10 protein-coding genes are annotated in these 12,611 nt (G+C 54.9%); 6 read left to right on the top strand and 4 right to left on the bottom strand.

All coding sequences use genetic code 11. The features are described from left to right. Positions 1-6 precede the first annotated feature (6 nt). Together pyrG and eno are read left to right on the top strand one after the other, a co-directional pair. Positions 7-1,644 carry a glutamine hydrolyzing CTP synthase gene (gene pyrG / locus ACOTX7_RS06275; protein WP_003862718.1) on the top strand — a complete coding sequence of 546 codons (1,638 nt, stop codon included), beginning with the start codon at positions 7-9 and terminating at the stop codon, positions 1,642-1,644. 82 nt (positions 1,645-1,726) lie between these two features. Further along, positions 1,727-3,025, top strand: a complete 1,299-nt coding sequence (gene eno, locus ACOTX7_RS06270) for a phosphopyruvate hydratase (protein ID WP_006811784.1) — start codon at positions 1,727-1,729, stop codon at positions 3,023-3,025. 52 nt (positions 3,026-3,077) lie between these two features. Here eno and ACOTX7_RS06265 read toward each other — a convergent pair whose 3' ends face one another. Beyond that, on the bottom strand, positions 3,078-3,902 hold the full coding sequence (locus ACOTX7_RS06265) for a MurR/RpiR family transcriptional regulator (RefSeq protein WP_221256403.1): 825 nt from the start codon (positions 3,900-3,902) through the stop codon (positions 3,078-3,080). 166 nt (positions 3,903-4,068) lie between these two features. Between ACOTX7_RS06265 and ACOTX7_RS06260 the strand changes: the two genes are divergently transcribed. From ACOTX7_RS06260 to queE, 3 genes are read left to right on the top strand one after another with little or no spacing between them, the layout of a single operon-like run. Further along, on the top strand, positions 4,069-5,628 hold the full coding sequence (locus ACOTX7_RS06260; protein WP_125358498.1) for a maltose/glucose-specific PTS transporter subunit IIC: 1,560 nt from the start codon (positions 4,069-4,071) through the stop codon (positions 5,626-5,628). Further along, entirely contained in the window at positions 5,628-6,335 is a 708-nt protein-coding gene (locus ACOTX7_RS06255) for an N-acetylmannosamine-6-phosphate 2-epimerase (protein WP_221813567.1), read from the top strand. The genes ACOTX7_RS06260 and ACOTX7_RS06255 overlap by 1 nt, the downstream gene beginning before the upstream one ends. A gap of 54 nt (positions 6,336-6,389) precedes the next feature. Further along, complete coding sequence (gene queE, locus ACOTX7_RS06250; protein ID WP_006811780.1) at positions 6,390-7,061, top strand: 7-carboxy-7-deazaguanine synthase QueE; 672 nt, start codon at positions 6,390-6,392, stop codon at positions 7,059-7,061. A 17-nt stretch (positions 7,062-7,078) separates the two neighbouring features. On the opposite strand, the gene ACOTX7_RS06245 is transcribed toward queE, so the two are convergent. Beyond that, on the bottom strand, positions 7,079-8,476 hold the full coding sequence (locus tag ACOTX7_RS06245) for an MFS transporter (protein ID WP_221256401.1): 1,398 nt from the start codon (positions 8,474-8,476) through the stop codon (positions 7,079-7,081). 27 nt (positions 8,477-8,503) lie between these two features. After that, the gene (locus ACOTX7_RS06240; RefSeq protein ID WP_047353850.1) at positions 8,504-9,673 is read right to left on the bottom strand and encodes a M20 aminoacylase family protein; all 1,170 of its coding nucleotides are present in this window, start codon (positions 9,671-9,673) and stop codon (positions 8,504-8,506) included. Between the two features lie 171 nt (positions 9,674-9,844). On the opposite strand from ACOTX7_RS06240, the gene ACOTX7_RS06235 reads away from it, so the two are divergent. Further along, positions 9,845-12,199, top strand: a complete 2,355-nt coding sequence (locus tag ACOTX7_RS06235; RefSeq protein ID WP_221256400.1) for a helix-turn-helix domain-containing protein — start codon at positions 9,845-9,847, stop codon at positions 12,197-12,199. Here the strand turns inward: ACOTX7_RS06235 and queD are convergent. Then, the gene (gene queD / locus ACOTX7_RS06230; RefSeq protein ID WP_006811776.1) at positions 12,184-12,549 is read right to left on the bottom strand and encodes a 6-carboxytetrahydropterin synthase QueD; all 366 of its coding nucleotides are present in this window, start codon (positions 12,547-12,549) and stop codon (positions 12,184-12,186) included. The two genes, ACOTX7_RS06235 and queD, sit on opposite strands and share 16 nt — an antisense overlap. Positions 12,550-12,611 lie beyond the last annotated feature (62 nt).

Below are 12,611 nucleotides of genomic sequence, written 5' to 3'. Positions count from 1 at the left end.
TTCAGCATGACAACGAACTATATTTTTGTGACCGGCGGGGTCGTATCCTCTCTGGGTAAAGGCATTGCCGCAGCCTCCCTCGCAGCCATTCTTGAAGCCCGTGGCCTCAATGTGACCATGATGAAACTGGATCCGTACATCAACGTCGATCCTGGCACCATGAGCCCAACCCAACACGGGGAAGTGTTCGTTACTGAAGACGGCGCTGAAACCGATCTGGATCTTGGCCACTACGAGCGTTTCATTCGTACCAAAATGACCCGTCGTAACAACTTTACGACTGGCCGCATCTACTCTGACGTTCTGCGTAAAGAGCGCCGCGGTGACTATCTGGGCGCGACCGTGCAGGTTATCCCACACATCACTAACGCTATCAAAGAGCGTGTCCTTGCCGGTGGCGAAGGGCATGACGTTGTGCTGGTTGAAATCGGCGGTACCGTAGGGGATATCGAATCCCTGCCGTTCCTCGAAGCGATTCGTCAGCTGGCGGTAGATATTGGTCGTGAGCACGCGCTGTTCATGCACCTGACGCTGGTGCCTTACATGGCAGCCGCGGGTGAAGTGAAAACCAAACCGACTCAGCACTCTGTTAAAGAGCTGCTCTCTATCGGTATTCAGCCAGACATCCTGGTTTGCCGTTCCGATCGCGCCATTCCGGCGAACGAACGTGCGAAAATTGCATTGTTCTGTAACGTGCCTGAAAAAGCCGTTATTTCAATGAAAGATGTCGATTCCATTTATAAAATCCCGGGCCTGTTGAAATCACAGGGTCTGGACGATTATATTTGTAAACGATTCAGCTTGAACTGTCCGGAAGCTAACCTGTCTGAATGGGAACAGGTGATCTACGAAGAAGCCAATCCGGGCGGTGAAGTGACTATCGGTATGGTCGGCAAGTACATCGAACTGCCGGATGCCTATAAGTCCGTTATCGAAGCGCTGAAACACGGTGGTCTGAAGAATCGCGTCTCCGTCAACATCAAGCTGATTGATTCGCAGGATGTTGAAACGCGCGGCGTCGAAATTCTCAAAGATCTGGATGCGATTCTCATCCCTGGCGGCTTCGGCTACCGTGGTGTTGAAGGCAAGATCGCCACTGCACGCTATGCGCGTGAAAACAATATTCCATACCTCGGCATCTGCCTGGGTATGCAGGTTGCGCTGATTGAATTTGCGCGCAACGTAGCGGGAATGGAAAACGCGAACTCTACGGAATTTGTGCCAGACTGTAAGTACCCTGTCGTGGCGCTGATTACGGAATGGCGCGACGAAGACGGTAACGTCGAAGTCCGTACCGAGAAGAGCGATCTGGGTGGCACCATGCGTCTTGGCGCACAGGCCTGCCAGCTGTCCGACGATAGCGTGGTTCGCAAGCTGTACGGCGAGCCGGTCATTACCGAGCGCCATCGTCACCGCTATGAAGTCAACAACATGTTGTTGAAACAAATTGAAGCTGCGGGTCTGCGTGTTGCGGGCCGTTCCGGGGATGATCAGTTAGTCGAGATCATCGAAGTGCCTAACCATCCGTGGTTCGTGGCCTGCCAATTCCACCCGGAATTTACTTCAACGCCGCGTGACGGACATCCGCTGTTTGCAGGCTTCGTGAAAGCCGCCAGCGAGTACCAGAAGCGTCAGGCGAAGTAAAAAAAGTTAGAACGGCAACGCGTACCTTTGGTACGCGTTGTTTGTCTGGAGTTTTAGTTTAACTTGTACTGAGGAAAATCTAATGTCCAAAATCGTTAAAGTCATCGGTCGTGAAATCATCGACTCCCGTGGTAACCCGACCGTTGAAGCTGAAGTTCATCTGGAAGGTGGTTTCGTCGGTATGGCAGCGGCTCCATCAGGTGCTTCTACGGGTTCCCGCGAAGCGCTGGAACTGCGTGATGGCGACAAATCCCGTTTCATGGGCAAAGGCGTACTGAAAGCGGTTGGCGCTGTGAACGGTCCTATTGCTCAGGCTATCGTTGGCAAAGATGCTAAAGATCAGGCTGGCATCGACAAGATCATGATCGATCTGGACGGTACTGAAAACAAATCTAACTTCGGTGCGAACGCAATCCTGGCGGTTTCCCTGGCGAACGCCAAAGCAGCAGCGGCTGCTAAAGGTATGCCACTGTTCGAGCACATCGCTGAACTGAACGGCACTCCAGGCAAATACTCCATGCCTGTACCAATGATGAACATCATCAACGGTGGTGAGCACGCAGACAACAACGTTGATATTCAGGAATTCATGATTCAGCCAGTTGGCGCGAAAACCCTGAAAGAAGCGGTTCGTATGGGTTCTGAAGTGTTCCACAACCTGGCTAAAGTTCTGAAAGCTAAAGGTATGAACACCGCTGTTGGTGACGAAGGTGGCTACGCGCCAAACCTGGGTTCTAACGCAGAAGCACTGGCTGTTATCGCTGAAGCGGTTAAAGCAGCAGGCTACGAGCTGGGTAAAGACATCACCCTGGCGATGGACTGTGCAGCATCTGAATTCTACAAAGACGGTAAATACGTTCTGGCTGGCGAAGGCAACAAAGCGTTCACCTCCGAAGAGTTCACCCACTTCCTGGAAGACCTGACCAAACAGTACCCAATCGTTTCTATCGAAGACGGTCTGGACGAGTCTGACTGGGATGGTTTCGCATACCAGACCAAAGTACTGGGCGACAAAATCCAGCTGGTTGGTGACGATCTGTTCGTAACCAACACCAAGATCCTGAAAGAAGGCATCGAGAAAGGCATCGTTAACTCCATCCTGATCAAATTCAACCAGATCGGTTCTCTGACCGAAACGCTGGCTGCGATCAAAATGGCGAAAGACGCTGGCTACACCGCTGTTATCTCTCACCGTTCTGGCGAAACTGAAGACGCTACCATCGCTGACCTGGCGGTGGGTACTGCTGCTGGCCAGATCAAAACCGGTTCTATGAGCCGTTCTGACCGTGTTGCTAAATACAACCAGCTGATTCGTATCGAAGAAGCGCTGGGTGAAAAAGCACCATACAATGGTCGTAAAGAGATCAAAGGCCAGGCATAAGCCTGAACCTTCGTTCTGATGAAAAAACCCGCTTCGGCGGGTTTTTTATTTTCTAAAGCAGAAGCGGCAGCGTGGCGCTTGCCGTTTGCTGGCTGACGTCACCGTAATGGCTGTCTATTGCAATAAGGGACGTGGTTAGCAGTTCAACCAGCAGCATCACGCCAACCTTGGCATTGAGCGCACCCGCGCTCAGCGGTCCCTCGGGCTTGGCTGCAACCAGCTGTAAATCGCTCAGGGAGGCCAGCGGGCTGCGTGGCGTATTGCTGAGCGCCAGTACCTTAACGCCGCGCTTGCGGGCGAGTTTCACCACGTGAAGCAGATCCCGTGTCGAGCCAGAGCTTGAGATAGCCACGACCAGCGTCTCTTTCGTGAGCGTCGTCGCATTCATGGCGGCACGATGCATATCGCTAAATAGCTGTGCAGGTTTGCCGAGTCGCAGCAGCTTATAATGCAAATACTCCCCCAGAATCGCGCTGGCCGCCACCCCGTAAATTTGCACTGACTGCGCCTGATGAAGGGCCAGTGTCGCCTGTTCAAGCTGGGCCCGGTCGAGGAGTTTAGCGGTATCTTGCAGCGCCTGGACAGACTCATCCACCACGTTATCTATCGCATCTCCTGCCTGACGCTCTGGCAAACCCTGCTGAATATCCAGCGCAAGCGCCATTTTAAATTCGTTATATCCCTTACAGCCCAGCGTGCGGCAAAGGCGTGTGACGCTGGCTTCGCTGGTGTGGCTTTCACGCGCCAGCTCGGTGATCGTCAGGTAGAGCACCCTGCCAGGATCGTTGAGGACAAACTCCCCCAGTTTTTGTTGCGTTGGGCTGTACCCGGAAGCCTCCTGGCGTAGCTTCAGCAGCAGGTTTTCATGGTCCGACATGCTAGATCCTTAATGCGTTTCTCTGCCAGCTAGTGTGGCGGAAAGCGGGGGAGAGATGCCAGTCATTTCGAAAAAGTATGATCGGCGTCCTGGTTATTGGTGATAATTTTCACAAATAAAATTATATGTGATAAAAATTTTCATCAACAACCAGGGGGATAAAAAAATGATGCAAATGTTCAGCGGAGCGTCTTCCGGCGGATGGTTTGAAAAAGCCCAGCGCTTTGGCAAATCCTTTATGTTACCCATCGCCATACTGCCCGCAGCAGGTCTGTTGCTGGGGATCGGCGGGGCACTATCGAATCCGAATACGCTTACCGCGTATCCATTTTTAAATGTTGGCTGGTTACAGGCCATCTTTACCATTATGAGCAGTGCTGGCTCGATTGTGTTTGCAAACCTGTCGGTACTGTTTGCCGTTGGGGTCGCCGTTGGGCTGGCAAAAAATGATAAAGGCACGGCAGGGCTGGCGGCGTTACTCGCTTATCTGGTGATGAATGCCACTATCAATGCGCTACTGATCCTGACCGGAAAGCTGGCGCATGAGAACCCGGGCGCTGTCGGGCAGGGCATGACGCTGGGTATTCAGACGCTTGAAACGGGCGTGTTTGGTGGAGTCGTTATTGGGCTGGTGACCTGCGCACTGCATCATCGGTTTAATAAAATTGCGCTGCCACAATTCCTGGGCTTCTTTGGCGGTTCACGCTTTGTTCCCATTATCAGCTCGCTGGCGGCGATACTTGTCGGCGCGCTGATGACCGTGGTCTGGCCGCATTTTCAGAAGCTGATTTTTGGCCTGGGCGGGCTGGTGGATGCCACCGGCTATCTGGGTACGTTGCTGTACGGCTTCATCCTGCGCATGCTTGGCCCGTTTGGTCTGCACCACATCTTCTATCTTCCGTTCTGGACCACCGCGCTTGGCGGCAGTGAAATTGTCAACGGTCACCTGGTTGAGGGCACGCAGCGGATCTTCTTCGCCCAGCTCGCCGACCCGAACACACAGCATTTCTATGAGGGCACGTCGCGCTTCATGTCCGGGCGCTTTATTACGATGATGTTTGGCCTGCTGGGCGCCTGCCTTGCGATGTACCACACGGCCAGGCCGGAGAACAAGAAGCGCGTCGCCGGGCTGCTGCTTTCTGCGGCGTTAACTTCTTTCCTGACCGGGATTACTGAGCCTGTCGAGTTCTCATTCCTGTTTATTGCCCCGGTGCTGTACGTCATTCATGCGCTGTTTGACGGGCTGGCGTTCATGCTCGCGCACATTCTGAACATCACCATCGGACAAACCTTCTCCGGCGGGTTTATTGATTTCGTGCTGTTCGGCATTTTGCAGGGGGAGGCGAAAACTCACTGGATGTTCGTCCCGCTGGTGGGCGTACCGTGGTTCTTCCTTTACTACTGTACTTTCCGTTATCTGATTAAACGTTTTGATTTTGCCACGCCGGGCCGTGAAAAGGAGGCGGTGGCTGACGAGGCTACCCTGCCGCAAAGCGAGCGCGCCGCGGCGGTGATCGCCGGGCTGGGAGGAAAAGACAATCTGGATGACGTTGACTGCTGCGCCACGCGCCTTCGCGTCACGGTGAAAGACGGTAGCAAAGTCAATGAAGCAGCACTGAAAGCGACCGGTGCGCGCGGCGTTATCGTCCGCGGCAACGGTGTCCAGGTCATCTATGGCCCGCACGTCACCATTATCAAAAACGAAGTGGAAGAGATCTTATCGTAATGAAAACTGTACTGGATAACCTGAAAGGAAAACTGGTCGTCTCCTGCCAGGCGCTGGAAAACGAACCGCTGCACAGCCCGTTTATTATGTCGCGAATGGCGCTGGCGGCGGCCCAGGGCGGTGCCGCCGCGATCCGCGCCAATAGCGTGGTGGATATCGAGGCCATCAAAGGGCAGGTCTCACTGCCGGTAATCGGCATCATCAAACGGGACTACCCGGATAGCGAGGTGTTTATCACCGCGACGCTTAAAGAAGTGGATGAGCTGATGGCGGTCGCCCCGGACATCGTTGCGCTGGATGCGACCGCCCGAAAACGTCCCGGCGGCGGATCGCTGGCAACACTGATCGCGCAGATCCGCGCCCGTTACCCTTCGCTACTGCTGATGGCGGATATTGCCACCGTGCAGGAGGCCGTGACCGCACAGGCGCTGGGGTTTGATTGCGTCGGAACCACGCTTTACGGTTATACGGCGGAGACCGCGGACCATTCGCTACCGGAAAATGACTGCGCGTTTTTGAAAGAGGTGCTGTCCGCCGTCACGATCCCCGTGATTGCCGAAGGCAACGTGGATACGCCTGAACGCGCGGCAAGGTGTCTGGCGCTGGGGGCGCATACGGTTGTTGTCGGCGGGGCGATCACCCGACCGCTGCAAATTACGCAACGGTTTATGGCGGCAATTGGCGCGCAAAGCACCGATGGAGCATGATCATCTGACGGGGATCTGCGATACTTATCGTTTATCCCCTTAACAGAGTTGACTATGCAGTACCCGATTAACGAGATGTTCCAGACCCTGCAAGGCGAGGGTTACTTTACCGGCGTTCCCGCTATCTTTATTCGTCTACAGGGATGCCCGGTTGGCTGCGCCTGGTGTGATACCAAACATACGTGGGATAAGCTCGCAGATCGGGAAGTGTCGCTGTTCAGCATTCTGGCGAAAACCAAAGAGAGCGATAAATGGGGCGCGGGCAGCGCGGAAGATCTGCTTGCCATTATTGGTCGTCAGGGCTGGACGGCACGGCACGTGGTGATCACCGGCGGGGAACCCTGCATTCACGATCTGATGCCGCTCACCGAACTGCTTGAAAAGAACGGCTATAGCTGTCAGATCGAAACCAGCGGTACTCATGAAGTGCGCTGCTCACATTCAACATGGGTAACGGTTTCACCAAAAGTGAATATGCGCGGCGGTTATGACGTGCTGTCGCAGGCGCTTGAGCGTGCTGATGAGATCAAACATCCGGTGGGGCGCGTGCGTGACATCGAAGCGCTGGACGAACTGCTGGCGACGCTGACGGACGAAAAGCAGCGCGTGATCGCCCTACAGCCTATCAGCCAGAAAGACGATGCGACCCGTCTGTGCATTGAAACCTGTATCGCCCGCAACTGGCGCCTGTCGATGCAGACGCACAAATATCTGAACATTGCCTGATGCTTTCGTGGCCCCGCTTATCGCGGGGCTTTTGTTTTTGGCAGTAAAGCCCAGGTCACGACTGCCGACCCAAGGCAAATCGCGCTGTTGAAAAGTAAGGCATACTGCGCGGCACTGGCCGTTCCCATCGGCAGCCATAGCGCGTACAGCGATGCGGTGACCGCAATACCCATGGCGCCGCCCAGGGAACTGCCCATCTTATAGATCCCTGAAGCCACTCCCACTTTGTTTTCAGGTGCGTTCATTACCGCCGTGTCCGTTGCCGGGGTAGCGTAGCATCCGAGTCCCAGCCCGAATAAAATATTGCTGAGAAAAACGGTAACGATGTAGACCTCTTTGCTTAAAAAGGTACATGAAATCAGCGTGATTCCTGTTGCGGTCAGCAGCGGGCCGGTCATCATTGGCAGCCTGGCGCCATAGCGCTGAAGCAGTTTTTCACCCACCCGGATCATCGCCAGTACGGTAACCAGATACCCCAGGGTCATCATGCCGGTCTGTAGCGGTGACAGATGATGCCCTTGCTGCAACCAGATGCTGGCGATCATCATGGTGCCAATGCAGCCGTTGAGCAGGAAATTTGAGAATACCGAGGCGCTGTAGGCCCGGTTTTTAAACAGGGCAAAATCAATCAACGCCGCATCGCCTTTCCGTCGCCCGGTCATGACAAAGCACATCAGTGCAATCACGGCTCCACACAGTACCAGAAGCGATAAGCTACTGCTCCAGCCCCAGCTGTGTCCTTTGCTGATAAACAGATTGAACAGCACCAGCATAAGGACAAAACTCACCAGGCCGCTGATATCCAGTTTGTGTCTACACGCATCAGGGCTGCGGCTTTCTGGCGTGGCGCGGATAAGCAATAGCGCGGCCAGAGCTACCACCATCGACAAAGCAAAAATCCAGCGCCAGCCCAGCGTGGTGGCAATGGCGCCTCCTACAAACGAGCTAAGGCCACTTCCACCCCATGAACCGATAACCCAGAAGCTGATTGCGCGCTGGCGTGCTTTACCTTCATACCAGGTCTTAATCAGCGCCAGCGTAGCGGGCATGATGCAGGCCGCCGATAGCCCCTGTATCGCTCTTCCCAACAGAAACAGGACGGGCTCCCATGAAATGAACAGCAGACCGCTCCCAATAATGCTCAGGATCAGACCAATCATGGTCAGGCGCATACGCCCAAACTTATCGGCAAACCCACCGCAGGCAACGACAAAGCAGCCGCTGAATAACGCGCTCAGGCTGACGGCCAGCGTAAGGGTTTCGAGGGCAATATCGAGGCTATTCTGCATGGCCGGAACCACGTTGATAACCGACTGGGCAAACAGCCAGAATGTCAGAACGCTCATGACGATACCCGCCAGCAGCCGATCGTTACCGGCGTAGGCGGATGCGCCTGTCAGGGAAACGGTACTCATAATGCAGCCCTCCCGGGAAGGTGCGAATCAGCGCAGATAGTGTTCGGTCAGTGCGGCCCACAGCGCCGCGCCGTTGAGGAGAATAGTGTCGTTAAAGTCGTAACCCGGGTTATGTACCATGCAGCGGTCAGGCTCATCGCCGGCGCCAAGGGTGAAATAACATCCATTTGGGTTTTTCTCGAGCATGAAAGCAAAGTCCTCGCTGCCCATAAACGCATTCACCTCCGCCACGGCATCCTGACCGAACAGATCGATGGCGACGCTGCGCACCATCTCATTGGCTTGCGGATTGTTTTTCAGCACCGGGCTGCCATTAATGTGACGGATGGTGGCCGTCGCATTGAAGCTTTCCGCCTGTGCAACGGCGATATCATGGATGCGCTGTAGCACGGTTTGCCGCACGTTTTCATCCAGCGTACGCACGGTAAGTTTCATCAATACTTTGTCGTTGATAATGTTGGGGGCATGTCCAGCCTGAATGCTGCCTACGGTAACGACGGCAGGCTGAAAAGGGGTGATATTGCGCGAAACAATGGACTGCAAAGCGAGAGTGATATGGCAGGCAACCAGGGTGGCGTCAACGGTATGTTCTGGCACCGCACCGTGCCCCCCCACGCCGTTAACCTCAATATGAAGAGTGTCGGAAGAGGCCATCATGGCGCCATCGCGCAGACCAATTTTTCCGACGGGTTGTGACGGCATATTGTGCAGGCCAAAAATGTGGTCGCAGGGGAACAGGTCAAACAAACCGTCCTCGAGCATCACGCGTCCGCCATACAGAAGTTCCTCCGCGGGCTGAAAAATCAGGTGTAGCGTGCCGTTAAAATTGCGGGTGCGTGCCAGGTATTCCGCAGCGTACAGGAGCATGGTGGTATGACCGTCATGACCGCAGCCGTGGAATTTACCCTCAACGGTACTGCTCCACGCCTTGCCGTTGTTTTCCTGCATTGGCAGCGCATCCATATCGGCGCGCAGGCCCAGGCGCTTATCTCCGTTACCCACCTTCAGCGTGCCGACCACACCGGTTTTCGCCAGCCCGCGATGGACTTCATATCCCCATTCCTGGAGCAGCGCCGCAACGCGATCGCTGGTGTTGTGCTCCTCAAAACCAATTTCTGGATGCTGATGAAAATAGCGACGTAATTCAGTGAACTGTGCTTCGTTGCCACGCAGGGCTTCGAGAACTGGATGTGTCATTTTTGTTATCCTTTTCATGCCAAACAGTGATAATTTCGAGTCTATGACGATCGTACCGCCTGAAAATGCACTTTTTTGTTGTAAATCGACGGCTTTGTTTTGATTGTTTTTCATACAATTCAGTTATGACAAAAAAGAGCAGGTCATTATTTGTCTTTGGTGAGGGGTAAGATGGCGCAACGGGGAGATGAATTTTGGATAGAGATTCAGGACATTCGCCACTGCGTGGAGGATGAAGGCGATACGCTAACGTTGCTGTGGGTGCTGGAAGGGCGGGCAGAGCTGAACACCGATGTGGGACGTGACCTCCTGGAGGCCAATTCCCTTGCCATCATAAACCGTCATCGGCGCTGGCAGTTCACGAGCGAAACGGCAAATGTCACCCTGCGCGTCACCCTTTCCGGGCGCTGGGTCGTCCAGCTCTGCAATGATTTTTTTGCCCATGATTATGCTGTACCGGCAGAAGCCGGAGGCGTCTGGCCCCAATGTGATGCGCTTCGCGATCTGCTGCGCCAGCTTCTTGTGGTCACCCTCATCAACGACCCGCACCGCTACCGGCTGGAGGCGTACCGCGGGTTGAGCGAGATTTTGCTGTTGCTCACCAGCCGCTTTCAACAGCCCGCCCGTATGCTGTCCCGGGAGCTTTCCTCCGCGCACAGCAAACGCATCGCCCGGGTGATAGAGCGGATCAATGCCAGTTATTCCCGCCGTATTACGCTTGCGGAAATTGCCGCGAGTGAATATGTCTCTGAAGCCTGGCTCTCACGTCTCTTTCGAAAGGAGGTGGGGATCAGTTTCATGCAGTACATCACTCACCTGCGGCTGGAAAAGGCGGCCGACGCTCTACGGCTGACGAATCGACCGCTGCACCAGATTGCGCTTGAGCAGGGTTTCGCCAGCACCCGCATGATGAGCGACCAGTTCAGGCGTGTTCACAATATGTCTCCGGGTGAGTTTCGTAAGACCCGACGCCAGCACCCGGAGGCCGCACGTGTTCGGACGGACAGGCGTGAGCAGCGCTTCCCGGTCGCCGTGGATAAGCTGTTTAGCCTGCTCAATGAACCGGTGGCGCGCGGCTGGGACGCCTCGCCGCTCATCGTTCACCCGCAGCAGGAGCAGAAACTGGATCTTGAGCAGCTTAATCCTCTCTCTTCCTCGCTGCGCCGTATGCGGGTGGTCATTACCCTGCGTGAGCTAGACGATTTGCTGCGCGAGGACGTTCGTCATCATCTGGAGGCGATAAACGAGGCCATTCCCATTGAGGGAATTGATATCGCCGAACCTTTTCTCAGCAGTCGTCTGTTTGCCGCCGGGTGGGATGATCCGCAGATGGCGGGCTACGCCTGCTGGTACAATCTGCATCAGCTTTTCACCTGGCTGGCAAAAAAGCAGTGGACGGTGCTACTGCACACCGGCGTAACGACCCGCCGCGATCTTCTTACCCGCTTTTTACAACAGTCAGTTAATCATTTTTCGCCAGAGATCACCGCGGGCTGGCACTTCGTCATGCACTGGTCAACACAGGCGAGTGAGGAGACCCGGGAGCAGGTCTGGCTGGCGCAGCAAAAGGCAATACGAACTTATCTTCCGCAGGCAAAGTTTGGTTTATGGCACCGATTCGCCCCCGTCAGCGCGGGCGTAAGCGAGGATACCCTGTTCAGTTCAGCCATCCTGATGCAGGCCGATTTTCTTGCCTGTTCTGCCGATGCCAATGAACTTCTCGATCCCGCGCAGATGGAGGCAACTCCTCTCTCCTCAACGGAAAATTATCCGATAATGAAGGTCCGCCAGATCCTCGCTGCCCTTCGCCTGCGTAAATGTTCGCTTCCCGTCTGGCTTCTCTCCTGGAATACCCTCACCGGGAACACACGGGCGACAAACGGCTGGTTTTTTCGTGGGGCGCTACTGATGCAGAACCTGCTCGGGCTTTCGGAGCAGGTCTGGCTGGCGGGGTTCTGGCTCAATTCGGGCCTTCAGGGAGAAGCCCGTGCGAACAACGCCATCGATACCTCAAGCCTTGCGCTACAGTATAACCATGGTCTTCCGCGTCCGGTTTATTGGGTGCTCTGGCTCTGGCAACGTCTGCGGGGCGAGGTGCTGGTCAATGATAAGCGTGTCCTGCTTACGCGCCATCTCAATGGCTACCAGTTGTTGCTGCGCAATGTGGTGGTTTTTAATCCGCTCCTTTCCAGTGAAGAAGCATTCATCCAGCGTTTTCGCCAGCAGTATCATTTACACCTGAAGGGAATGCGCGGTAAATGGCGCATTAAATGCCATCTGTTTGATCAGCACAACGGCGCGCTCTATCCGTTGCTTGAAGGGGTCGGCAGCGAAAGCGGCCCTGATGAAGAGATGTGGCGCTGGATTGCGCATAAAGCGCGTCCAACGCTTTCCGTACGCGATGAACGCCTTTATGACGGCTGGCAACTGACTGAATCACTGGAGAGTAATGCGCTGGTGCTTTATGAGTTTACGCCGCTCGTGCCTCGTGAGGCCGAAACGGAGGAGATTCACTCCCCGCGGTAGACGCAGCCTGCCGTACAGGTCTCTTTGATCATCACCGCGCTCAGCAGCGGCACAAGCGGTTTCATCTGATCCCAAATCCATTTCGCCAGCACTTCGCTGGTCGGGTTTTCAAGGCCCGGAATATCATTCAGATAGTAGTGATCGAGACGATCGTAGGTCGGCTTAAACGCGGCCTTCAGTTCGGCAAAGTCCATGATCCAGCCCGTATGGGGATCGACTTCACCCGTGATTTCAAGACGCACCATAAACGAGTGTCCATGCAGGCGGCCACATTTGTGCCCGGCAGGAACGTGTGGAAGGTGGTGTGCGGCTTCGAAGGTGAAATCTTTAAACAGTGTGGTGGACATCATAGCTCTCAGGAATGCGGAAAAAACCGCCGCATAGTACCGGAAAGCACAATTTTTATCATTAA

Source organism: Enterobacter cloacae complex sp. IR5418, from assembly GCF_049238105.1.
GTDB lineage: Bacteria > Pseudomonadota > Gammaproteobacteria > Enterobacterales > Enterobacteriaceae > Enterobacter > Enterobacter hormaechei.
The sequence above is the reverse complement of the archived record's forward strand: the minus strand, read 5'-3'. Positions and strand labels throughout refer to the sequence as shown.

Coding starts and splice junctions, on each gene's coding strand:
- pyrG (WP_003862718.1), top strand. CDS start 7: ATGACAACGAACTATATTTTTGTGACCGGCGGGGTCGTATCCTCTCTG.
- eno (WP_006811784.1), top strand. CDS start 1,727: ATGTCCAAAATCGTTAAAGTCATCGGTCGTGAAATCATCGACTCCCGT.
- ACOTX7_RS06265 (WP_221256403.1), bottom strand. CDS start 3,902: ATGTCGGACCATGAAAACCTGCTGCTGAAGCTACGCCAGGAGGCTTCC.
- ACOTX7_RS06260 (WP_125358498.1), top strand. CDS start 4,069: ATGATGCAAATGTTCAGCGGAGCGTCTTCCGGCGGATGGTTTGAAAAA.
- ACOTX7_RS06255 (WP_221813567.1), top strand. CDS start 5,628: ATGAAAACTGTACTGGATAACCTGAAAGGAAAACTGGTCGTCTCCTGC.
- queE (WP_006811780.1), top strand. CDS start 6,390: ATGCAGTACCCGATTAACGAGATGTTCCAGACCCTGCAAGGCGAGGGT.
- ACOTX7_RS06245 (WP_221256401.1), bottom strand. CDS start 8,476: ATGAGTACCGTTTCCCTGACAGGCGCATCCGCCTACGCCGGTAACGAT.
- ACOTX7_RS06240 (WP_047353850.1), bottom strand. CDS start 9,673: ATGACACATCCAGTTCTCGAAGCCCTGCGTGGCAACGAAGCACAGTTC.
- ACOTX7_RS06235 (WP_221256400.1), top strand. CDS start 9,845: ATGGCGCAACGGGGAGATGAATTTTGGATAGAGATTCAGGACATTCGC.
- queD (WP_006811776.1), bottom strand. CDS start 12,549: ATGATGTCCACCACACTGTTTAAAGATTTCACCTTCGAAGCCGCACAC.